The sequence below is a fragment of the Escherichia sp. E14S1 genome (genome assembly GCF_004211995.1).
Lineage (GTDB): Bacteria > Pseudomonadota > Gammaproteobacteria > Enterobacterales > Enterobacteriaceae > Escherichia.
On record NZ_RHJQ01000024.1, the window covers coordinates 1 to 23,028 of the forward strand.

A 23,028-nucleotide genomic window follows, 5' to 3' on the forward strand; every position below is an offset into this window, starting at 1 on the left:
TGAAGGCGGCCGTACCGTTGGCGCGGGCGTTGTAGCAAAAGTTCTGAGCTAATTGCCGATAACATTTGACGCAATGCGCACTAAAAGGGCATCATTTGATGCCCTTTTTGCACGCTTTCGTACCAGAACCTGGCTCATCAGTGATTTTCTTTGTCATAATCATTGCTGAGACAGGCTCTGTTGAGGGCGTATAATCCGAAAAGCTAATACGCGTTTCGATTTGGTTTGCCTCGCGATCGCGGGGTGAAAATGTTTGTAGAATACTTCTGACAGGTTGGTTTATGAGTGCGAATACCGAAGCTCAAGGAAGCGGGCGCGGCCTGGAAGCGATGAAGTGGGTCGTTGTGGTGGCATTGCTCCTGGTGGCAATTGTCGGCAACTACCTTTATCGCGACATTATGCTGCCGCTGCGTGCGCTGGCCGTAGTAATTCTGATTGCTGCAGCGGGTGGTGTCGCGCTGTTAACGACAAAAGGTAAAGCAACCGTTGCTTTTGCCCGTGAAGCGCGTACCGAAGTCCGTAAGGTCATTTGGCCGACTCGCCAGGAAACATTGCACACCACGCTGATTGTGGCTGCGGTTACCGCAGTAATGTCACTGATCCTGTGGGGACTGGATGGTATTCTGGTTCGCCTGGTATCCTTTATCACTGGCCTGAGGTTCTGAGATGTCTGAAGCTCCTAAAAAGCGCTGGTACGTCGTTCAGGCGTTTTCCGGTTTTGAAGGCCGCGTAGCAACATCGCTGCGTGAGCATATCAAATTACACAACATGGAAGATTTATTTGGTGAAGTCATGGTACCAACCGAAGAAGTGGTTGAAATCCGTGGCGGTCAGCGTCGCAAAAGCGAACGCAAATTCTTCCCTGGTTACGTCCTCGTTCAGATGGTGATGAACGACGCTAGCTGGCACCTGGTGCGCAGCGTACCGCGTGTGATGGGCTTCATCGGCGGTACTTCCGATCGTCCTGCGCCAATCAGCGATAAAGAAGTCGATGCGATTATGAACCGCCTGCAGCAGGTCGGTGATAAGCCGCGTCCGAAAACGCTGTTTGAACCGGGTGAAATGGTCCGTGTTAATGATGGTCCGTTCGCTGACTTCAACGGTGTTGTTGAAGAAGTGGATTACGAGAAATCTCGTCTGAAAGTGTCTGTTTCTATCTTCGGTCGTGCGACCCCGGTAGAACTTGACTTCAGCCAGGTTGAAAAAGCCTAACCCAGCGATCAAAAAAGCGGCGATTTAATCGTTGCACAAGGCGCGAGATTGGAATACAATTTCGCGCCTTTTGTTTTTATGGGCCTTGCCCGTAAAACGATTTTTTATATCACGGGGAGCCTCTCAGAGGCGTTATTACCCAACTTGAGGAATTTATAATGGCTAAGAAAGTACAAGCCTATGTCAAGCTGCAGGTTGCAGCTGGTATGGCTAACCCGAGTCCGCCAGTAGGTCCGGCTCTGGGTCAGCAGGGCGTAAACATCATGGAATTCTGCAAAGCGTTCAACGCAAAAACTGATTCCATCGAAAAAGGTCTGCCGATTCCGGTAGTAATCACCGTTTACGCTGACCGTTCTTTCACTTTCGTTACCAAGACTCCGCCGGCAGCAGTTCTGCTGAAAAAAGCGGCTGGTATCAAGTCTGGTTCCGGTAAGCCGAACAAAGACAAAGTGGGTAAAATTTCCCGCGCTCAGCTGCAGGAAATCGCGCAGACCAAAGCTGCCGACATGACTGGTGCCGACATTGAAGCGATGACTCGCTCCATCGAAGGTACTGCACGTTCCATGGGCCTGGTAGTGGAGGACTAAGAAATGGCTAAACTGACCAAGCGCATGCGTGTTATCCGCGAGAAAGTTGATGCGACCAAACAATACGACATCAACGAAGCTATCGCTCTGCTGAAAGAGCTGGCGACTGCTAAATTCGTAGAAAGCGTGGACGTTGCTGTTAACCTCGGCATCGACGCTCGTAAATCTGACCAGAACGTACGTGGTGCAACTGTACTGCCGCACGGTACTGGCCGTTCCGTTCGCGTAGCCGTATTTACCCAGGGTGCAAACGCTGAAGCTGCTAAAGCTGCAGGCGCTGAACTGGTAGGTATGGAAGATCTGGCTGACCAGATCAAGAAAGGCGAAATGAACTTTGACGTTGTTATTGCTTCTCCGGATGCAATGCGCGTTGTTGGCCAGCTGGGCCAGGTTCTGGGTCCGCGCGGCCTGATGCCAAACCCGAAAGTGGGTACTGTAACGCCGAACGTTGCTGAAGCGGTTAAAAACGCTAAAGCTGGCCAGGTTCGTTACCGTAACGACAAAAACGGCATCATCCACACCACCATCGGTAAAGTGGACTTTGACGCTGACAAACTGAAAGAAAACCTGGAAGCTCTGCTGGTTGCGCTGAAAAAAGCAAAACCGACTCAGGCGAAAGGCGTGTACATCAAGAAAGTTAGCATCTCCACCACCATGGGTGCAGGTGTTGCAGTTGACCAGGCTGGCCTGAGCGCTTCTGTAAACTAATGCCTTTACGTGGGCGGTGATTTTGTCTACAATCTTACCCCCACGTATAATGCTTAATGCAGACGTATATCCGAGATATTCGGGTTGTGGCAAGGCGGCAACTGAGTGAGTCGCCAGGAGCATAGCTAACTATGTGACTGGTGCGAACGAAGGAAGCCAACGCCGCCACAAGCTGAATAACGACGGATAGAAAAGATTTGTTCGTTGGAGCCTGGCCTATCCAGGCCTCCGTCGAAGACCGCAGGAGTTTCGCAAGAAACTTAATCCCCTGCGTAGACGGTGACAGAACGCTAAGATTATTCTTTTATATTCTGGCTTGTTTCTGCTCACCGTAATTAAGACGCTCTCTCCGTTTGGAGGAGTGAAGTGAGTTCCAGAGATTTTCTCTGGCAAACATCCAGGAGCAAAGCTAATGGCTTTAAATCTTCAAGACAAACAAGCGATTGTTGCTGAAGTCAGCGAAGTAGCCAAAGGCGCGCTGTCTGCAGTAGTTGCGGATTCCCGTGGCGTAACTGTAGATAAAATGACTGAACTGCGTAAAGCAGGTCGCGAAGCTGGCGTATACATGCGTGTTGTTCGTAACACCCTGCTGCGCCGTGCTGTTGAAGGTACTCCGTTCGAGTGCCTGAAAGACGCGTTTGTTGGTCCGACCCTGATTGCATACTCTATGGAACACCCGGGCGCTGCTGCTCGTCTGTTCAAAGAGTTCGCGAAAGCGAATGCAAAATTTGAGGTCAAAGCCGCTGCCTTTGAAGGTGAGCTGATCCCGGCGTCTCAGATCGACCGCCTGGCAACTCTGCCGACCTACGAAGAAGCAATTGCACGCCTGATGGCAACCATGAAAGAAGCTTCGGCTGGCAAACTGGTTCGTACTCTGGCTGCTGTACGCGATGCGAAAGAAGCTGCTTAATCGCAGTTATCTTTTTAACGCATTCGCTTACGTATAAACTTATTCTGATATTCAGGAACAATTTAAATGTCTATCACTAAAGATCAAATCATTGAAGCAGTTGCAGCTATGTCTGTAATGGACGTTGTAGAACTGATCTCTGCAATGGAAGAAAAATTCGGTGTTTCCGCTGCTGCTGCTGTAGCTGTAGCTGCTGGCCCGGTTGAAGCTGCTGAAGAAAAAACTGAATTCGACGTAATTCTGAAAGCTGCTGGCGCTAACAAAGTTGCTGTTATCAAAGCAGTACGTGGCGCAACTGGCCTGGGTCTGAAAGAAGCGAAAGACCTGGTAGAATCTGCACCGGCTGCTCTGAAAGAAGGCGTGAGCAAAGACGACGCAGAAGCACTGAAAAAATCCCTGGAAGAAGCTGGCGCTGAAGTTGAAGTTAAATAAGCCAACCCTTCCGGTTGCAGCCTGAGAAATCAGGCTGATGGCTGGTGACTTTTTGGTCACCAGCCTTTTTGCGCTGTAAGGCGCCAGTAGCGTTTCACACTGTTTGACTACTGCTGTGCCTTTCAATGCTTGTTTCTATCGACGACTTAATATACTGCGACAGGACGCCCGTTCTGTGTAAATCGCAATGAAATGGTTTAAGCGTGATAGCAACAGGCATTGCGGAAAGTGTTCCATTTTCCGGTCAACAAAATAGTGTTGCACAAACTGTCCGCTCAATGGACAGATGGGTCGACTTGTCAGCGAGCTGAGGAACCCTATGGTTTACTCCTATACCGAGAAAAAACGTATTCGTAAGGATTTTGGTAAACGTCCACAAGTTCTGGATGTACCTTATCTCCTTTCTATCCAGCTTGACTCGTTTCAGAAATTTATCGAGCAAGATCCTGAAGGGCAGTATGGTCTGGAAGCTGCTTTCCGTTCCGTATTCCCGATTCAGAGCTACAGCGGTAATTCCGAGCTGCAATACGTCAGCTACCGCCTTGGCGAACCGGTGTTTGACGTCCAGGAATGTCAAATCCGTGGCGTGACCTATTCCGCACCGCTGCGCGTTAAACTGCGTCTGGTGATCTATGAGCGCGAAGCGCCGGAAGGCACCGTAAAAGACATTAAAGAACAAGAAGTCTACATGGGCGAAATTCCGCTCATGACAGACAACGGTACCTTTGTTATCAACGGTACTGAGCGTGTTATCGTTTCCCAGCTGCACCGTAGTCCGGGCGTCTTCTTTGACTCCGACAAAGGTAAAACCCACTCTTCGGGTAAAGTGCTGTATAACGCGCGCATCATCCCTTACCGTGGTTCCTGGCTGGACTTCGAATTCGATCCGAAGGACAACCTGTTCGTACGTATCGACCGTCGCCGTAAACTGCCTGCGACCATCATTCTGCGCGCCCTGAACTACACCACAGAGCAGATCCTCGACCTGTTCTTTGAAAAAGTTATCTTTGAAATCCGTGATAACAAGCTGCAGATGGAACTGGTGCCGGAACGCCTGCGTGGTGAAACCGCATCTTTTGACATCGAAGCTAACGGTAAAGTGTACGTAGAAAAAGGCCGCCGTATTACTGCGCGCCATATTCGCCAGCTGGAAAAAGACGACGTCAAACTGATCGAAGTCCCGGTTGAGTACATCGCAGGTAAAGTGGTTGCTAAAGACTATATTGATGAGTCTACCGGCGAGCTGATCTGCGCAGCGAACATGGAGCTGAGCCTGGATCTGCTGGCTAAGCTGAGCCAGTCTGGTCACAAGCGTATCGAAACGCTGTTCACCAACGATCTGGATCACGGCCCATATATCTCTGAAACCTTACGTGTCGACCCAACTAACGACCGTCTGAGCGCACTGGTAGAAATCTACCGCATGATGCGTCCTGGCGAGCCGCCGACTCGTGAAGCTGCTGAAAGCCTGTTTGAGAACCTGTTCTTCTCCGAAGACCGTTATGACCTGTCTGCGGTTGGTCGTATGAAGTTCAACCGTTCTCTGCTGCGCGAAGAAATCGAAGGTTCCGGTATCCTGAGCAAAGACGACATCATTGATGTTATGAAAAAGCTCATCGATATCCGTAACGGTAAAGGCGAAGTCGATGATATCGACCACCTCGGCAACCGTCGTATCCGTTCCGTTGGCGAAATGGCGGAAAACCAGTTCCGCGTTGGCCTGGTACGTGTAGAGCGTGCGGTGAAAGAGCGTCTGTCTCTGGGCGATCTGGATACCCTGATGCCTCAGGATATGATCAACGCCAAGCCGATTTCTGCAGCAGTGAAAGAGTTCTTCGGTTCCAGCCAGCTGTCTCAGTTTATGGACCAGAACAACCCGCTGTCTGAGATTACGCACAAACGTCGTATCTCCGCACTCGGCCCAGGCGGTCTGACCCGTGAACGTGCAGGCTTCGAAGTTCGAGACGTACACCCGACTCACTACGGTCGCGTATGTCCAATCGAAACCCCTGAAGGTCCGAACATCGGTCTGATCAACTCTCTGTCCGTGTACGCACAGACTAACGAATACGGCTTCCTTGAGACTCCGTATCGTAAAGTGACCGACGGTGTTGTAACTGACGAAATTCACTACCTGTCTGCTATCGAAGAAGGCAACTACGTTATCGCCCAGGCGAACTCCAACCTGGATGAAGAAGGCCACTTCGTAGAAGACCTGGTAACTTGCCGTAGTAAAGGCGAATCCAGCTTGTTCAGTCGCGACCAGGTTGACTACATGGACGTATCCACCCAGCAGGTGGTATCCGTCGGTGCGTCCCTGATCCCGTTCCTGGAACACGATGACGCCAACCGTGCATTGATGGGTGCGAACATGCAACGTCAGGCCGTTCCGACTCTGCGCGCTGATAAGCCGCTGGTTGGTACGGGTATGGAACGTGCTGTTGCCGTTGACTCCGGTGTAACTGCGGTAGCTAAACGTGGTGGTGTCGTTCAGTACGTGGATGCTTCCCGTATCGTTATCAAAGTTAACGAAGACGAGATGTATCCGGGTGAAGCAGGTATCGACATCTACAACCTGACCAAATACACCCGTTCTAACCAGAACACCTGTATCAACCAGATGCCGTGTGTGTCTCTGGGTGAACCGGTTGAACGTGGCGACGTGCTGGCAGACGGTCCGTCCACCGACCTCGGTGAACTGGCGCTTGGTCAGAACATGCGCGTAGCGTTCATGCCGTGGAATGGTTACAACTTCGAAGACTCCATCCTCGTATCCGAGCGTGTTGTTCAGGAAGACCGTTTCACCACCATCCACATTCAGGAACTGGCGTGTGTGTCCCGTGACACCAAGCTGGGGCCGGAAGAGATCACCGCTGACATCCCGAACGTGGGTGAAGCTGCGCTCTCCAAACTGGATGAATCCGGTATCGTTTACATTGGTGCGGAAGTGACCGGTGGCGACATTCTGGTTGGTAAGGTAACGCCGAAAGGTGAAACTCAGCTGACCCCAGAAGAAAAACTGCTGCGTGCGATCTTCGGTGAGAAAGCGTCTGACGTTAAAGACTCTTCTCTGCGCGTACCAAACGGTGTATCCGGTACGGTTATCGACGTTCAGGTCTTTACTCGCGATGGCGTAGAAAAAGACAAGCGTGCGCTGGAAATCGAAGAAATGCAGCTCAAACAGGCGAAGAAAGACCTGTCTGAAGAACTGCAGATCCTCGAAGCGGGTCTGTTCAGCCGTATCCGTGCTGTGCTGGTAGCCGGTGGCGTTGAAGCTGAGAAGCTCGACAAACTGCCGCGCGATCGCTGGCTGGAGCTGGGCCTGACCGACGAAGAGAAACAAAATCAGCTGGAACAGCTGGCTGAGCAGTATGACGAACTGAAACACGAGTTCGAGAAGAAACTCGAAGCGAAACGCCGCAAAATCACCCAGGGCGACGATTTGGCACCGGGCGTGCTGAAGATTGTTAAGGTATATCTGGCGGTTAAACGCCGTATCCAGCCTGGTGACAAGATGGCAGGTCGTCACGGTAACAAGGGTGTAATTTCTAAGATCAACCCGATCGAAGATATGCCTTACGATGAAAACGGTACGCCGGTAGACATCGTACTGAACCCGCTGGGCGTACCGTCTCGTATGAACATCGGTCAGATCCTCGAAACCCACCTGGGTATGGCTGCGAAAGGTATCGGCGACAAGATCAACGCCATGCTGAAACAGCAGCAAGAAGTCGCGAAACTGCGCGAATTCATCCAGCGTGCGTACGATCTGGGCGCTGACGTTCGTCAGAAAGTTGACCTGAGTACCTTCAGCGATGAAGAAGTTATGCGTCTGGCTGAAAACCTGCGCAAAGGTATGCCAATCGCAACGCCGGTGTTCGACGGTGCGAAAGAAGCAGAAATTAAAGAACTGCTGAAACTTGGCGACCTGCCGACTTCTGGTCAGATCCGCCTGTACGACGGCCGCACTGGTGAACAGTTCGAACGTCCGGTAACCGTCGGTTACATGTACATGCTGAAACTGAACCACCTGGTCGACGACAAGATGCACGCGCGTTCCACCGGTTCTTACAGCCTGGTTACTCAGCAGCCGCTGGGTGGTAAGGCTCAGTTCGGTGGTCAGCGTTTCGGGGAGATGGAAGTGTGGGCGCTGGAAGCATACGGCGCAGCATACACCCTGCAGGAAATGCTCACCGTTAAGTCTGATGACGTGAACGGTCGTACTAAGATGTATAAAAACATCGTGGACGGCAACCATCAGATGGAGCCGGGCATGCCAGAATCCTTCAACGTATTGTTGAAAGAGATTCGTTCGCTGGGTATCAATATCGAACTGGAAGACGAGTAATTCTCGCTCAAACAGGTCACTGCTGTCGGGATAAAACCCGGCAGCGGATTGTGCTAACTCCGACGGGAGCAAATCCGTGAAAGATTTATTAAAGTTTCTGAAAGCGCAGACTAAAACCGAAGAGTTTGATGCGATCAAAATTGCTCTGGCTTCGCCAGACATGATCCGTTCATGGTCTTTCGGTGAAGTTAAAAAGCCGGAAACCATCAACTACCGTACGTTCAAACCAGAACGTGACGGCCTTTTCTGCGCCCGTATCTTTGGGCCGGTAAAAGATTACGAGTGCCTGTGCGGTAAGTACAAGCGCCTGAAACACCGTGGCGTCATCTGTGAGAAGTGCGGCGTTGAAGTGACCCAGACTAAAGTACGCCGTGAGCGTATGGGCCACATCGAACTGGCTTCCCCGACTGCGCACATCTGGTTCCTGAAATCGCTGCCGTCCCGTATCGGCCTGCTGCTCGATATGCCGCTGCGCGATATCGAACGCGTACTGTACTTCGAATCCTATGTGGTTATCGAAGGCGGTATGACCAACCTGGAGCGCCAGCAGATCCTGACTGAAGAGCAGTATCTGGACGCACTGGAAGAGTTCGGTGACGAATTCGACGCGAAAATGGGTGCGGAAGCAATCCAGGCTCTGCTGAAGAGCATGGATCTGGAGCAAGAGTGCGAACAGCTGCGTGAAGAGCTGAACGAAACCAACTCCGAAACCAAGCGTAAAAAGCTGACCAAGCGTATCAAACTGCTGGAAGCGTTCGTTCAGTCTGGTAACAAACCTGAGTGGATGATCCTGACCGTTCTGCCGGTACTGCCGCCAGATCTGCGTCCGCTGGTTCCGCTGGATGGTGGTCGTTTCGCGACTTCTGACCTGAACGATCTGTATCGTCGCGTCATTAACCGTAACAACCGTCTGAAACGTCTGCTGGATCTGGCTGCGCCGGACATCATCGTACGTAACGAAAAACGTATGCTGCAGGAAGCGGTAGACGCCCTGCTGGATAACGGTCGTCGCGGTCGTGCGATCACCGGTTCTAACAAGCGTCCTCTGAAATCTTTGGCCGACATGATCAAAGGTAAACAGGGTCGTTTCCGTCAGAACCTGCTCGGTAAGCGTGTTGACTACTCTGGTCGTTCTGTAATCACCGTAGGTCCATACCTGCGTCTGCATCAGTGCGGTCTGCCGAAGAAAATGGCGCTGGAGCTGTTCAAACCGTTCATCTACGGCAAGCTGGAACTGCGTGGTCTTGCTACCACCATCAAAGCTGCGAAGAAAATGGTTGAGCGCGAAGAAGCTGTCGTTTGGGATATCCTGGACGAAGTTATCCGCGAACACCCGGTACTGCTGAACCGTGCACCGACTCTGCACCGTCTGGGTATCCAGGCATTTGAACCGGTACTGATCGAAGGTAAAGCTATCCAGCTGCACCCGCTGGTTTGTGCGGCATATAACGCCGACTTCGATGGTGACCAGATGGCTGTTCACGTACCGCTGACGCTGGAAGCCCAGCTGGAAGCGCGTGCGCTGATGATGTCTACCAACAACATCCTGTCCCCGGCGAACGGCGAACCAATCATCGTTCCGTCTCAGGACGTTGTACTGGGTCTGTACTACATGACCCGTGACTGTGTTAACGCCAAAGGCGAAGGCATGGTGCTGACTGGTCCGAAAGAAGCAGAACGTCTGTATCGCTCTGGTCTGGCTTCTCTGCATGCGCGCGTTAAAGTGCGTATCACCGAGTATGAAAAAGATGCTAACGGTGAATTAGTAGCGAAAACCAGCCTGATAGACACGACAGTTGGCCGTGCCATTCTGTGGATGATTGTACCGAAAGGTCTGCCTTACTCCATCGTCAACCAGGCGCTGGGTAAAAAAGCAATCTCCAAAATGCTGAACACCTGCTACCGCATTCTCGGTCTGAAACCGACCGTTATTTTTGCGGACCAGATCATGTACACCGGCTTTGCATATGCAGCGCGTTCTGGTGCATCTGTTGGTATCGATGACATGGTCATCCCGGAGAAGAAACACGAAATCATCTCCGAGGCAGAAGCAGAAGTTGCTGAAATTCAGGAGCAGTTCCAGTCTGGTCTGGTAACTGCGGGCGAACGCTACAACAAAGTTATCGATATCTGGGCTGCGGCGAACGATCGTGTATCCAAAGCGATGATGGATAACCTGCAAACTGAAACCGTTATTAACCGTGACGGTCAGGAAGAGAAGCAGGTTTCCTTCAACAGCATCTACATGATGGCCGACTCCGGTGCGCGTGGTTCTGCGGCACAGATTCGTCAGCTTGCTGGTATGCGTGGTCTGATGGCGAAGCCGGATGGCTCCATCATCGAAACGCCAATCACCGCGAACTTCCGTGAAGGTCTGAACGTACTCCAGTACTTCATCTCCACCCACGGTGCTCGTAAAGGTCTGGCGGATACCGCACTGAAAACTGCGAACTCCGGTTACCTGACTCGTCGTCTGGTTGACGTGGCGCAGGACCTGGTGGTTACCGAAGACGATTGTGGTACCCATGAAGGTATCATGATGACTCCGGTTATCGAAGGTGGTGACGTTAAAGAGCCGCTGCGCGATCGCGTACTGGGTCGTGTAACTGCTGAAGACGTTCTGAAGCCGGGTACTGCTGATATCCTCGTTCCGCGCAACACGCTGCTGCACGAACAGTGGTGTGACCTGCTGGAAGAGAACTCTGTCGACGCGGTAAAAGTACGTTCTGTTGTATCTTGTGACACCGACTTTGGTGTATGTGCGCACTGCTACGGTCGTGACCTGGCGCGTGGCCACATCATCAACAAAGGTGAAGCAATCGGTGTTATCGCGGCACAGTCCATCGGTGAACCGGGTACACAGCTGACCATGCGTACGTTCCACATCGGTGGTGCGGCATCTCGTGCGGCTGCTGAATCCAGCATCCAGGTGAAAAACAAAGGTAGCATCAAGCTCAGCAACGTGAAGTCGGTTGTGAACTCCAGCGGTAAACTGGTGATCACTTCCCGTAACACCGAACTGAAACTGATCGACGAATTCGGTCGTACCAAAGAAAGCTACAAAGTACCTTACGGTGCGGTACTGGCGAAAGGCGATGGCGAACTGGTTGCTGGCGGCGAAACCGTTGCAAACTGGGACCCGCACACCATGCCGGTTATCACCGAAGTAAGCGGTTTTGTACGCTTTACTGACATGATCGACGGCCAGACCATTACGCGTCAGACCGACGAATTGACCGGTCTGTCTTCGCTGGTGGTTCTGGATTCCGCAGAACGTACCGCAGGTGGTAAAGATCTGCGTCCGGCACTGAAAATCGTTGATGCTCAGGGTAACGATGTACTGATCCCGGGTACCGATATGCCTGCGCAGTACTTCCTGCCGGGTAAAGCGATTGTTCAGCTGGAAGATGGCGTACAGATCAGCTCTGGTGACACCCTGGCGCGTATTCCGCAGGAATCCGGCGGTACCAAGGACATCACCGGTGGTCTGCCGCGCGTTGCGGACCTGTTCGAAGCACGTCGTCCGAAAGAGCCGGCAATCCTGGCTGAAATCAGCGGTATCGTTTCCTTCGGTAAAGAAACCAAAGGTAAACGTCGTCTGGTTATCACCCCGGTAGACGGTAGCGATCCGTACGAAGAGATGATTCCGAAATGGCGTCAGCTCAACGTGTTCGAAGGTGAACGTGTAGAACGTGGTGACGTAATTTCCGATGGTCCGGAAGCGCCGCACGACATTCTGCGCCTGCGTGGTGTTCATGCTGTTACTCGTTACATCGTTAACGAAGTACAGGACGTATACCGTCTGCAGGGCGTTAAGATTAACGATAAACACATCGAAGTTATCGTTCGTCAGATGCTGCGTAAAGCTACCATCGTTAACGCGGGCAGCTCCGACTTCCTGGAAGGCGAACAGGTTGAATACTCTCGCGTCAAGATCGCAAACCGCGAACTGGAAGCGAACGGCAAAGTGGGTGCAACTTACTCCCGCGATCTGCTGGGTATCACCAAAGCGTCTCTGGCAACCGAGTCCTTCATCTCCGCGGCATCGTTCCAGGAGACCACTCGCGTGCTGACCGAAGCAGCCGTTGCGGGCAAACGCGACGAACTGCGCGGCCTGAAAGAGAACGTTATCGTGGGTCGTCTGATCCCGGCAGGTACCGGTTACGCGTACCACCAGGATCGTATGCGTCGCCGTGCTGCGGGTGAAGCTCCGGCTGCACCGCAGGTGACTGCAGAAGACGCATCTGCCAGCCTGGCAGAACTGCTGAACGCAGGTCTGGGCGGTTCTGACAACGAGTAATCGTTAATCCGCAAGTAACGTAAAAACCCGCTTCGGCGGGTTTTTTTATGGGTGTAGTTCAGGGAAAGAGCATTTGTCAGAATATTTAATGAATTTCTGGATACCCATAATCAATGTAGAGATGTCTAATATCCTGAAACTGACTGAACTAATTGAGTCAAACTCGGCAAGGATTCGATACTATTCCTGTGTAACTTTCTTAAGGAACGAGAATGAAACAGGAAGTGGAGAAGTGGCGACCTTTTAGACATCCGGATGGTGATATTCGTGATTTATCGTTTCTTGATGCTCATCTGGCTGTCTACGTTCAGCATCATGAGGGCAAACAGCCTTTAGAGTATCGCTTTTGGGTTACCTAATCTCTTCACTGCTTCACAAAAGATTATGAACATCAGACGAACGAAGAAAAACAATCGTTAATGTACTACGCGCCTAAAGAATCTCGTCCCTTCTGCCAGCACCGTTATAACTTAGCGCGAAAACACTTAAAAAGAACCATTTTGGCGCTGCCAGAAAGCAACGTTATTCATGCCGGGTATGGTAGCTATGCCGTGATTGAAGTGGATTTAAACGGAGGAAACAAGGCATTTTACTTTGTTGCGTTCAGGGCTTTCAGGGAAAAGAAAAAACTCCGTTTGCATGTAGCTAGCGCTTACCCCATTTCTGAAAAACAGAAAGGTAAATCAGTGAAATTTTTCACCATTGCCTACAATTTATTGAGAAATAAGCAGCTTCCTCAGCCCTCAAAATAACAAAACCCACCTTAAGGTGGGTTTCGCCAGAGATAATTCTCTGGTATTCAGAACGCCATTACCGGACTTTGCCTTGACCTTGCGAGAATCGCAGGTTGCGGGATGTCTGAATTTCTTCAGTCTGCTGCATCCTGGAAGATGAGAACATGTGTTCTTATTTTCGTCTCTATCATAGTTGAGTATTTACTCTCTTACAATCAGATCTCTTTCATTGCTCAACAGGCGATGGCTTCAGACTTTGCATTACGGAATTTTTAAGAAAGGCAGGGCGAAACGAGGAAGAAGCTTTTCGCCCTGGACAACATTCCTGCTGACGGCACTACCATAAAAAAACACAACGCTTTCAACAACCTTGCGTTTTTCATCTTCCGTAGCGGCTCGGAATAAATTTACGTTGTTACATTCTGTCTCATAGCCTTTGCGAGGCGCGCCCCAGATAGCTATCCCAGTCTTTCCATACCGGCTGCAAACCTCGGGCGGTTAATGCAGCAGCAACAGCTTCCGGCCTGCGATCGTCGTGCGGTGAGAATTGCTCCAGCTCGGGGTGATTATCGGCATAACCACCTGGCTGCGTTTTCGAGAAGGCGCTGACGTTATTGATCGCCAGCGGAATCACGCGATCGCGAAACCACGGTGATTCCCGCGTGGAGAGTGACAGTTCAATCTCCGGCGCAAGCAGACGGAAGGCGCAGATGGTTTGCACTAACTGGCGTTCATCCATAATCGACGCAGGCTCAATGCCGCCAGTACATGGGCGCAGGCGCGGGAAGGAGACAGAGTAGCGGCTTTGCCAGTAATGCTGTTGCAGCCATAGCAAATGTTCGGCAACCATGTAGCAGTCAACGCGCCAGCTGTCGGAAAGGCCAATTAGCGCGCCGAGGCCAATCTTATCAATCCCCGCCCGACCTAGCCGATCCGGCGTTTCCAGCCGCCAGAAGAAGTCCTGTTTTTTGCCTTTCAAATGATGGCGGGCATAAGTCGCCTCGTGATATGTCTCCTGATAAACCATCACGCCATCCAGACCAAGCTGTTTTAGCTCGGCGTATTCCGCCTCCGCCAGCGGCTGTACTTCCATCTGTAGTGAAGAGAACTGTTCACGTAGGGCAGGGAGATGACGACGAAAGTAATCCATCCCCACTTTCGCCTGATGTTCACCAGTGACTAATAGCAGATGTTCAAAGCCCATCTCCCGTATAGCGGCGCTTTCCCTGGCAATATCCGCTTCATCCAGCGTTTTGCGCTTGATGCGATTGCTCATGGAAAATCCGCAGTACGTGCAGTCGTTAGCGCAAAGATTGGAAAGATAAAGCGGGACGTAGAAACTAACTGTGTTGCCAAATCGCTGACGGGTCAGGCGCTGCGCCCGTTGGGCCAGTGGTTCCAGATAGCCACTGGCGGCTGGCGATAACAGCGCCATCATATCGTCGCGGGTGAGTTGCGAGGCATTTAGTGCCCGCTCTACGTCAGCAGCCGTTTTGCCGTTGATACGCAGGCGGATGTCATCCCAGTCCAGTTGTCGCCAGCGATCGCTGAAGGTTTTCATGCCGATGCCTCCAGAAATCCGGTCAGCGGGCTGGTGGCATGGGCAAAATGACTGCGGCTGCCCGGTCCGGACTGACGTGCCAGCAGGCCTGCTTCTACTGCCAGACGAAATGCCTTCGCCATGTTGATGGGATCGTCCGCGACGGCAATCGCCGTATTCACTAACACCGCATCAGCCCCCATTTCCAGCGCCTGCGCGGCATGGCTGGGAACGCCGATGCCAGCATCGACAACCACCGGAACGGTGGCCTGCTGGATAATAATCTCCAGCATGGCGCGGGTCTCCAGTCCCTGATTCGAGCCAATCGGTGCGCCGAGCGGCATCACCGCTGCACAGCCGACTTCTTCCAGACGTTTACACAATACCGGATCGGCCCCGCAGTAAGGCAGCACGACAAATCCCTGTTGTACCAGCGTTTCGGCAGCTTTTAATGTTTCGATGGGATCGGGCAACAGCCAGCGGGCGTCAGGGTGAATCTCTAATTTTAGCCAGTTTGTGCCTAACGCCTCACGAGCCAGATGGGCGGCGAAAATGGCTTCTTCCGCGGTTTTCGCCCCGGATGTATTCGGCAGCAGGGTCACACCCGCCGCGATAAGCGGTTCGAGGATAGCGTCGTTGTGTTGGCGTAAGTCGACGCGTTTCATCGCCAGCGTCACCAGCTGGCTGCCGGAAGCACGAATAGACTCCACCATCAGTTGTGAGGAGGCGAATTTCCCGGTACCGGTAAACAGATGTGAATCAAACGTTTTGTCCGCAATACGTAACATCTCACCCCCCTGCAATAACCTGAAAAAGCAGGATCTGGTCGCCATCCTGCACGATATGTTGCGCCCATTGTTCCCGCGGGACGATTTGCTGATTAATCGCCAGAGCCGCGCCCGATTGTCGTTGGTCGAGTTGCTCCAGTAGTTCGTGAACAGTTTGTCCGGCGGCGCACTGCATCGGTTGATCGTTAAACAGGATCTGCATTGCTTCCTCCGCATACCGGGCAACCACTGGCGCGCCGCAACGCCAGGCTGCGCCACTGGCTCGACTTACCGTCGAACAGTTGGAGTTCTCCCGCAGGCGTCTCTATACCGCTTAATAACTTAATTGCTTCCAGTGCCTGCAAAGTGCCCATAACTCCGACCACCGGGCCAACCACGCCCGCCGTGCGGCAGTTGCGTTCTGGCTCCTGGTTATCTGGCCACAGACAGCGGTAACACCCCTGCTCCCAGGGCGGCGTCAGTACCATCAACTGACCGCCAAATCCGACCGCGCTGGCGGTGATAAGCGGCGTGTTGAGTGCCACGCAGGCGGTATTAATCTCCTGGCGAGTCGCCATATTGTCGGTACAGTCGAGCACCACATCGGCCCGTGCTACCGCATCTTTTAACGCCTCACCCGTTAACCGTTGTTGTAGTGCTGTCAGTTGAATATCGGGATTCAACTGCGTCAGTCGCTGTTGGCTGACCCGCGATTTCGGGCGATCGATATCTTCGGTGGTAAAGAGGATTTGTCGTTGCAGATTGCTTAAATGCACATCGTCGTCATCTGCCAGTACCAGCGTCCCGACGCCAGCGCCCGCCAGGTACAGCGCAGCAGGTGTACCCAGCCCGCCCAGGCCAATAATCAGCACCTGGCTGTCGAGCAGTTTTTGCTGCCCTTCAAGAGCGATATCGTCGAGCAGGATTTGGCGGCTATAACGCATAAACTCACGGTCATTCATCGCCAACTCCTGCAATTTCCAGCAACTGTGCCGTTGCCAAACGCCAGTCTGCCGCCTGGGTAATGGCGCTGACGACGGCGATACTGCCGACACCCGTCGCCATCACCGCAGGCGCGCGCGCCAGACTGATACCGCCAATCGCCACGGTGGGATAATCCGCCAGACGCTCAATGTGCCGTGCCAGTTGTTCCAGCCCCTGCGGTGCAGAAGGCATCTGTTTGGTTTGCGTCGGGAACACATGTCCCAGCGCGATATAAGAAGGATGTGCTGCCAGCGCGACGTCGATCTCCATATCATCATGGGTCGAAACGCCCAGCCGCAGGCCTGCCGCGCGGATGGCGCTGAGATCGGTGGCTTGCAAATCTTCCTGCCCCAAATGGACGCCATACGCCTGATGTTTAATCGCCAGCCGCCAGTAATCGTTGATAAACAATCGTGCGTTATAGCGACGGCCCAGCGCAATTGCCGCCACGACATCGGCTTCCACCTCTTCATCGCGCCGATCTTTGATGCGTAGCTGGAGAGTACGTACGCCTGCATCCAACAGACGTTCGATCCACTGTACGCTGTCCACCACTGGGTACAGTCCTAAACGAAAAGGTACAGGAGGAAAATCAGGCTGATACATCACGCTTCCTCCTTACGCAGGTAGATTTCTCCGCCTCTGGCGCGGAAGTTCTCCGACATATCCGCCATTCCCACTTCAATAGTTTGCGCGGCGGCGTAATCGCGCACTTCCTGGCTGATTTTCATTGAGCAGAATTTCGGTCCACACATGGAGCAAAAATGGGCGACTTTGCCGGACTCTTGCGGCAGGGTTTCATCGTGATAAGCGCGGGCGGTAAACGGGTCGAGGGCCAGATTAAACTGGTCTTCCCAGCGAAATTCGAAGCGGGCTTTCGACATGGCGTTATCGCGAATTTGCGCGCCCGGATGCCCTTTTGCCAGGTCGGCGGCGTGGGCGGCAATCTTATAGGTGATAAGCCCCTGCTTAACGTCTTCTTTATTGGGCAGACCCAGATGCTCTTTTGGCGTTACGTAGCAGAGCATCGCACAGCCAAACCAGCCAATCATTGCCGCGCCAATCCCCGACGTGAAGTGGTCATAACCCGGCGCGATATCGGTAGTCAGCGGCCCGAGGGTATAGAACGGTGCTTCGTGGCAGTGCTCTAACTCCTCGGTCATATTGCGGCGAATCATCTGCATCGGCACATGCCCAGGGCCTTCAATCATCACCTGTACGTCATATTCCCAGGCGATTTTGGTTAGTTCGCCCAGCGTATGCAGCTCGGCAAACTGCGCTTCATCGTTGGCGTCTTGAATAGAACCGGGGCGCAGGCCGTCGCCCAGCGACAGCGAAACGTCATAAGCGGCACAGATTTCACAAATTTCGCGGAAGTGTTGATAGAGGAAATTTTCCTGATGATGGGAGAGGCACCATTTCGCCATAATCGAACCGCCGCGAGAGACGATACCGGTCAGGCGTTTCGCGGTCATCGGTACATAGCGCAGCAGTACGCCTGCATGGATAGTGAAGTAATCCACACCTTGCTCGGCCTGTTCCAGCAGCGTGTCGCGGAACGCTTCCCAGGTAAGATCTTCGGCGATCCCGTTAACCTTCTCCAGCGCCTGGTAGATCGGCACTGTACCGATCGGCACCGGGCTGTTACGTAAAATCCACTCGCGGGTTTCGTGAATATAGCGACCGGTGGAGAGATCCATCACCGTATCCGCTCCCCAGCGCGTGGACCATACCAGCTTTTCCACTTCTTCTTCGATGGAAGAGGTGACCGCTGAGTTGCCGATATTGGCGTTAACTTTTACCAGGAAGTTGCGACCAATAATCATCGGCTCCGATTCCGGATGATTAATGTTGGCCGGGATAATCGCACGTCCGGCAGCAACTTCATCACGGACAAATTCCGCAGTGATATTTTCCGGCAGACGTGCGCCAAAGCTCATTCCCGGATGCTGGTGGCGCAAAACTTCGCTACGGATGCGCTCGCGGCCCATATTCTCGCGAATGGCGATGAACTCCATCTCCGGTGTGATGATGCCCTGGCGGGCGTAGTGCAGTTGTGTGACGCGGCGTCCTGCTTTGGCGCGTTTTGGCGTTAATACGCCGCTAAAACGCAGCTCGTCGAGGCCATCATCAGCCAGCCGCGCTTTAGTGTAATCGGAACTGCGCACGGTAAGTTCTTCAGTATCGCCACGCGCATCGATCCACGGCTGGCGCAGCTTTGCCAGTCCTTGCTGAACGTTAATAGCGATCTGCGGATCGCCATACGGACCAGATGTGTCGTAGACCGGAATCGCTTCGTTTTCTTCGTACTGTGGCTGTTCTTTGCTGCCGCCAATTAGCGTCGGGCTAAGCTGGATCTCACGCATCGGCACGCGAACGCCGGGGTGTGTGCCAGTGATGTAAATGCGTTTTGAGTTGGGAAAGGCGGTGCCTTCCAGGGTGTCGATAAAATGATGGGCCTGGGCGCGTTGTTCGCGACGGGTCAGTTTTGTTGCAGACATAGCTCATTCCAAAAAGTTAAGGACGTGGCTTGTCAGACGACGGATGAAGCAAGAGACGATCGCCGCAAAGGCGATGCGATAGCAGATTAACTCTTGTTCCCTTCGCAGGTATTAGCCTGATCAGGTTCCGCGGATCCCGAATAAACGGTCTCAGCCAGTTAAGGCACTCCGACAAGAAATTAGCCCCGCAAACGGGGCGTTGAATGTAAATTACGCGTTAACAGCGTAGAACTCAAGCAGGATGTTTGACGCGGGCGGCGTCAAGCACCAGCAGAATCAGCTTATCTTCCAGCACAAAGCGCGCTTCCAGCGCCTCGCCGATGTCAGATAAAACCTGTTGAAACTCAAGGTAATTATCATGATCGATGGCGGTTTCCAGGCTGGAATCGTAGTAATCCATAATCTGTTGCGTGTTGGCTTCGAGTTGCGGCCAAATCTTCGCGGCATGAGCGAGTTGCCCGTTGCCTTCCAGTTTATGAAGAATGCGTTCATAAATACTGAAATGTCCGGCAGACAGGTAGTCGACCAGACTCTGGCAAAAATCATCAAGGGCTTTTTCATTCAGCCTCATGTACGATTCTTTGCCAGGCTTAATGCCAACCAGATTGTAGTAAGCCACGAGCAGATGCTTACGTACATGTAGCCAGCGATCAACCAGTTTGTTACTTCCTCTGACGTGCTCCGTCAGGTTATCGAGCTGGTTAAGCATGATTGACTCCGCAAGTTTGTCTTCAAAAACTGCTCAGTGAGAAATGTAAAAACCATGTTAAACATGCCAGTGATGCAAAGGTAGTGCAAGAGCTATGGATCGTATAATTGAAAAATTAGATCACGGCTGGTGGGTAGTCAGTCATGAACAAAAATTATGGTTGCCGAAGGGAGAATTACCATACGGCGAAGCGGCAAATTTCGATCTTGTGGGTCAGCGCGCACTACAAATCGGCGAATGGCAGGGAGAACCTGTTTGGCTAGTGCAACAGCAGCGCCGTCACGATATGGGCTCGGTGCGCCAGGTCATTGATCTGGATGTCGGGCTGTTTCAATTAGCCGGACGTGGTGTGCAACTGGCGGAGTTTTATCGCTCGCATAAATACTGCGGTTACTGCGGGCATGACATGTATCCGAGCAAAACCGAATGGGCGATGCTATGCAGCCACTGCCGTGAGCGTTACTACCCACAAATCGCTCCCTGCATTATCGTTGCCATCCGTCGCGATGATTCAATCCTACTTGCTCAGCATACCCGGCATCGTAACGGTGTCCATACGGTACTCGCCGGATTCGTCGAAGTGGGCGAAACCCTCGAACAGGCAGTCGCGCGGGAAGTGATGGAAGAGAGCGGCATCAAAGTCAAAAACTTGCGGTACGTGACTTCCCAGCCGTGGCCGTTTCCTCAGTCTTTAATGACCGCGTTTATGGCGGAATATGACAGCGGCGACATCGTGATCGACCCGAAAGAATTGCTCGAGGCGAACTGGTATCGCTATGACGATTTGCCGTTACTTCCACCGCCCGGCACCGTAGCGCGCCGTCTGATAGAAGATACGGTGGCGATGTGTCGGGCAGAGTATGAGTGATGATACACTGACTGCCTGACGCACTAAGGAACAGCCAAAATGACCGAACTTAAAAACGATCGTTATCTGCGGGCGCTGCTGCGCCAGCCCGTTGATGTCACTCCAGTATGGATGATGCGCCAGGCGGGCCGCTATCTACCGGAATACAAAGCCACGCGCGCCCAGGCGGGCGATTTTATGTCGCTGTGCAAAAACGCCGAGCTGGCGTGCGAAGTGACTTTGCAGCCGCTGCGTCGCTACCCGCTGGATGCGGCGATCCTCTTTTCCGATATCCTCACCGTGCCGGACGCGATGGGGTTAGGGCTCTATTTTGAAGCCGGGGAAGGTCCGCGTTTTACCACACCAGTCACCTGCAAAGCTGACATCGATAAACTGCCAATTCCGGACCCGGAAGATGAGCTGGGTTACGTGATGAACGCGGTGCGTACCATTCGTCGCGAACTGAAAGGCGAAGTGCCGCTGATTGGTTTTTCCGGCAGCCCGTGGACGCTGGCGACCTACATGGTCGAAGGCGGCAGCAGCAAAGCGTTCACCGTGATTAAAAAAATGATGTATGCCGATCCGCAGGCGCTGCACGCGCTACTCGATAAACTGGCGAAAAGCGTCACTCTGTACCTGAATGCGCAGATTAAAGCCGGTGCTCAGGCAGTGATGATTTTCGACACCTGGGGCGGCGTGCTAACCGGGCGCGATTATCAACAGTTCTCGCTCTATTACATGCATAAAATTGTTGATGGTTTACTGCGTGAAAACGACGGTCGCCGCGTACCGGTCACGCTGTTTACCAAAGGTGGCGGACAGTGGCTGGAAGCCATGGCAGAAACCGGTTGCGATGCGCTGGGCCTCGACTGGACAACGGACATCGCCGATGCACGCCGCCGCGTGGGTGATAAAGTCGCGCTGCAGGGCAATATGGACCCGTCAATGTTGTACGCGCCGCCTGCCCGCATTGAAGAAGAAGTGGCGACAATCCTTGCCGGTTTCGGTCACGGTGAAGGCCACGTCTTTAACCTCGGCCACGGTATCCATCAGGATGTGCCGCCAGAACATGCTGGCGTATTTGTGGAGGCAGTGCATCGCCTGTCTGCGCCTTATCATCAGTAAGGAGTGGTTATGGATCTCGCGTCATTACGCGCTCAACAAATCGAACTGGCTTCTTCTGTGATCCGCGAGGATCGACTCGATAAAGATCCGCCGGAGCTGATCGCTGGAGCCGATGTCGGGTTTGAGCAGGGCGGAGAAGTGACGCGAGCGGCGATGGTGCTGCTGAAATACCCCTCGCTTGAGCTGGTGGAGTATAAAGTGGCCCGCATCGCTACCACCATGCCTTACATTCCAGGTTTTCTTTCCTTTCGCGAATATCCTGCGCTGCTGGCAGCGTGGGAGATGCTGTCGCAAAAGCCGGATTTAGTGTTTGTCGATGGTCACGGGATCTCGCATCCGCGCCGTCTTGGCGTCGCCAGCCATTTTGGCTTATTGGTGGATGTGCCGACCATTGGCGTGGCGAAAAAGCGGCTCTGCGGTAAATTCGAACCACTCTCCAGCGAACCGGGTGCACTGGCCCTGCTGATGGATAAAGGCGAGCAGCTGGGCTGGGTCTGGCGCAGCAAAGCGCGCTGTAACCCTCTGTTTATTTCTACTGGCCATCGGGTCAGTGTGGATAGCGCGCTGGCGTGGGTACAACGCTGCATGAAAGGCTATCGTCTGCCGGAGCCAACGCGCTGGGCGGACGCGGTGGCCTCGGAACGTCCGGCGTTCGTGCGCTATACAGCAAATCAGCCCTAATTCAGGTAAACTGCGGATAATTTCCGTATTTGAGAACTCAACATGTTACAAAACCCAATTCATCTGCGTCTGGAGCGCCTGGAAAGCTGGCAGCATGTCACTTTCATGGCTTGTCTGTGCGAACGCATGTACCCCAATTACGCTATGTTCTGCCAGCAAACCGGTTTTGGCGATGGGCAAATTTATCGGCGTATTCTCGATCTCATCTGGGAAACGCTGACCGTCAAAGACGCAAAAGTGAATTTCGACAGCCAACTGGAGAAATTTGAAGAAGCGATTCCTTCAGCGGACGATTTCGATCTGTACGGCGTTTATCCGGCAATCGATGCCTGCGTGGCGTTAAGTGAACTGGTCCATTCGCGTTTGAGCGGTGAAACGCTCGAACACGCGGTGGAAGTGAGTAAGACCTCCATCACGACCGTTGCGATGCTGGAAATGACTCAGGCTGGTCGCGAAATGAGCGATGAAGAGCTGAAAGAAAACCCAGCTGTAGAGCAAGAATGGGACATTCAGTGGGAAATATTCCGACTTTTAGCTGAGTGCGAAGAACGCGATATCGAGCTGATAAAAGGCCTTAGGGCAGACCTGCGTGAGACGGGCGAGAGCAATATTGGTATAATTTTTCAGCAATAAGACCAGAAAA

19 protein-coding genes, 1 pseudogene and 1 riboswitch are annotated in these 23,028 nt (G+C 52.9%); of the genes and pseudogenes, 13 read left to right on the forward strand and 7 right to left on the reverse strand.

Annotated features, from left to right (window positions below; genetic code table 11):
• Positions 1-281: 281 nt before the first annotated feature.
• The 9 genes and pseudogenes from secE (at position 282) to D9734_RS23615 (ending at position 13,249) form a co-directional block, all read left to right on the forward strand.
• Complete coding sequence (secE, locus tag D9734_RS20575) at positions 282-665, forward strand: preprotein translocase subunit SecE (protein WP_001275702.1); 384 nt, start codon at positions 282-284, stop codon at positions 663-665.
• A 1-nt stretch (position 666) separates the two neighbouring features.
• Positions 667-1,212, forward strand: a complete 546-nt coding sequence (gene nusG, locus D9734_RS20580) for a transcription termination/antitermination protein NusG (RefSeq protein WP_001287516.1) — start codon at positions 667-669, stop codon at positions 1,210-1,212.
• Between the two features lie 158 nt (positions 1,213-1,370).
• A complete protein-coding gene (gene rplK / locus D9734_RS20585) occupies positions 1,371-1,799 on the forward strand; it encodes a 50S ribosomal protein L11 (protein ID WP_001085926.1) in 429 nt (142 codons plus the stop codon).
• A gap of 3 nt (positions 1,800-1,802) precedes the next feature.
• Positions 1,803-2,507, forward strand: coding sequence for a 50S ribosomal protein L1 (gene rplA, locus D9734_RS20590; protein WP_001096684.1), 705 nt, complete (start codon positions 1,803-1,805; stop codon positions 2,505-2,507).
• Between the two features lie 412 nt (positions 2,508-2,919).
• The gene (gene rplJ / locus D9734_RS20595; RefSeq protein WP_001207201.1) at positions 2,920-3,417 is read left to right on the forward strand and encodes a 50S ribosomal protein L10; all 498 of its coding nucleotides are present in this window, start codon (positions 2,920-2,922) and stop codon (positions 3,415-3,417) included.
• Between the two features lie 66 nt (positions 3,418-3,483).
• Positions 3,484-3,849: a 50S ribosomal protein L7/L12 gene (gene rplL, locus D9734_RS20600; protein WP_000028879.1), complete on the forward strand. Its 366-nt coding sequence runs from the start codon at positions 3,484-3,486 to the stop codon at positions 3,847-3,849.
• Positions 3,850-4,168: 319 nt separating this feature from the next.
• Positions 4,169-8,197 (forward strand): DNA-directed RNA polymerase subunit beta, encoded by a 4,029-nt coding sequence (gene rpoB / locus D9734_RS20605; RefSeq protein WP_000263098.1) that lies wholly within the window; start codon positions 4,169-4,171, stop codon positions 8,195-8,197.
• Positions 8,198-8,273: 76 nt separating this feature from the next.
• Positions 8,274-12,497: a DNA-directed RNA polymerase subunit beta' gene (rpoC, locus tag D9734_RS20610; protein WP_130210145.1), complete on the forward strand. Its 4,224-nt coding sequence runs from the start codon at positions 8,274-8,276 to the stop codon at positions 12,495-12,497.
• Between the two features lie 212 nt (positions 12,498-12,709).
• Positions 12,710-13,249 (forward strand): annotated as a pseudogene (locus tag D9734_RS23615) (stationary phase growth adaptation protein).
• 409 nt (positions 13,250-13,658) lie between these two features.
• Here D9734_RS23615 and thiH read toward each other — a convergent pair.
• From thiH to D9734_RS20650, 7 genes are all read right to left on the reverse strand, one after another.
• Positions 13,659-14,792: a 2-iminoacetate synthase ThiH gene (gene thiH, locus D9734_RS20620; protein ID WP_130210147.1), complete on the reverse strand. Its 1,134-nt coding sequence runs from the start codon at positions 14,790-14,792 to the stop codon at positions 13,659-13,661.
• Positions 14,789-15,559 (reverse strand): thiazole synthase, encoded by a 771-nt coding sequence (gene thiG / locus D9734_RS20625; RefSeq protein ID WP_130210149.1) that lies wholly within the window; start codon positions 15,557-15,559, stop codon positions 14,789-14,791. The genes thiH and thiG overlap by 4 nt, the downstream gene beginning before the upstream one ends.
• Position 15,560: 1 nt before the next feature.
• Complete coding sequence (gene thiS / locus D9734_RS20630; RefSeq protein WP_001562417.1) at positions 15,561-15,761, reverse strand: sulfur carrier protein ThiS; 201 nt, start codon at positions 15,759-15,761, stop codon at positions 15,561-15,563.
• Positions 15,745-16,500 carry a thiazole biosynthesis adenylyltransferase ThiF gene (gene thiF / locus D9734_RS20635; protein WP_130210151.1) on the reverse strand — a complete coding sequence of 252 codons (756 nt, stop codon included), beginning with the start codon at positions 16,498-16,500 and terminating at the stop codon, positions 15,745-15,747. The genes thiS and thiF overlap by 17 nt, the downstream gene beginning before the upstream one ends.
• Complete coding sequence (gene thiE / locus D9734_RS20640; protein WP_130210173.1) at positions 16,493-17,128, reverse strand: thiamine phosphate synthase; 636 nt, start codon at positions 17,126-17,128, stop codon at positions 16,493-16,495. Before thiE ends, thiF begins: the two co-directional genes overlap by 8 nt.
• The gene (gene thiC, locus D9734_RS20645; protein WP_130210153.1) at positions 17,128-19,023 is read right to left on the reverse strand and encodes a phosphomethylpyrimidine synthase ThiC; all 1,896 of its coding nucleotides are present in this window, start codon (positions 19,021-19,023) and stop codon (positions 17,128-17,130) included. Before thiC ends, thiE begins: the two co-directional genes overlap by 1 nt.
• A gap of 80 nt (positions 19,024-19,103) precedes the next feature.
• A riboswitch (TPP riboswitch) is annotated at positions 19,104-19,204 on the reverse strand.
• A 51-nt stretch (positions 19,205-19,255) separates the two neighbouring features.
• On the reverse strand, positions 19,256-19,732 hold the full coding sequence (locus D9734_RS20650; RefSeq protein WP_064530412.1) for an Rsd/AlgQ family anti-sigma factor: 477 nt from the start codon (positions 19,730-19,732) through the stop codon (positions 19,256-19,258).
• 94 nt (positions 19,733-19,826) lie between these two features.
• Here D9734_RS20650 and nudC point away from each other — a divergent pair, with 94 nt between their 5' ends.
• The 4 genes from nudC to D9734_RS20670 are packed head-to-tail and all read left to right on the forward strand — an operon-like array spanning position 19,827 to position 23,018.
• The gene (nudC, locus tag D9734_RS20655; protein ID WP_130210155.1) at positions 19,827-20,600 is read left to right on the forward strand and encodes an NAD(+) diphosphatase; all 774 of its coding nucleotides are present in this window, start codon (positions 19,827-19,829) and stop codon (positions 20,598-20,600) included.
• A 39-nt stretch (positions 20,601-20,639) separates the two neighbouring features.
• Complete coding sequence (gene hemE / locus D9734_RS20660) at positions 20,640-21,704, forward strand: uroporphyrinogen decarboxylase (protein WP_130210157.1); 1,065 nt, start codon at positions 20,640-20,642, stop codon at positions 21,702-21,704.
• Positions 21,705-21,713: 9 nt separating this feature from the next.
• Complete coding sequence (gene nfi, locus D9734_RS20665) at positions 21,714-22,385, forward strand: deoxyribonuclease V (RefSeq protein ID WP_130210159.1); 672 nt, start codon at positions 21,714-21,716, stop codon at positions 22,383-22,385.
• Between the two features lie 42 nt (positions 22,386-22,427).
• The gene (locus D9734_RS20670) at positions 22,428-23,018 is read left to right on the forward strand and encodes a YjaG family protein (RefSeq protein ID WP_130210161.1); all 591 of its coding nucleotides are present in this window, start codon (positions 22,428-22,430) and stop codon (positions 23,016-23,018) included.
• Positions 23,019-23,028: the final 10 nt, after the last annotated feature.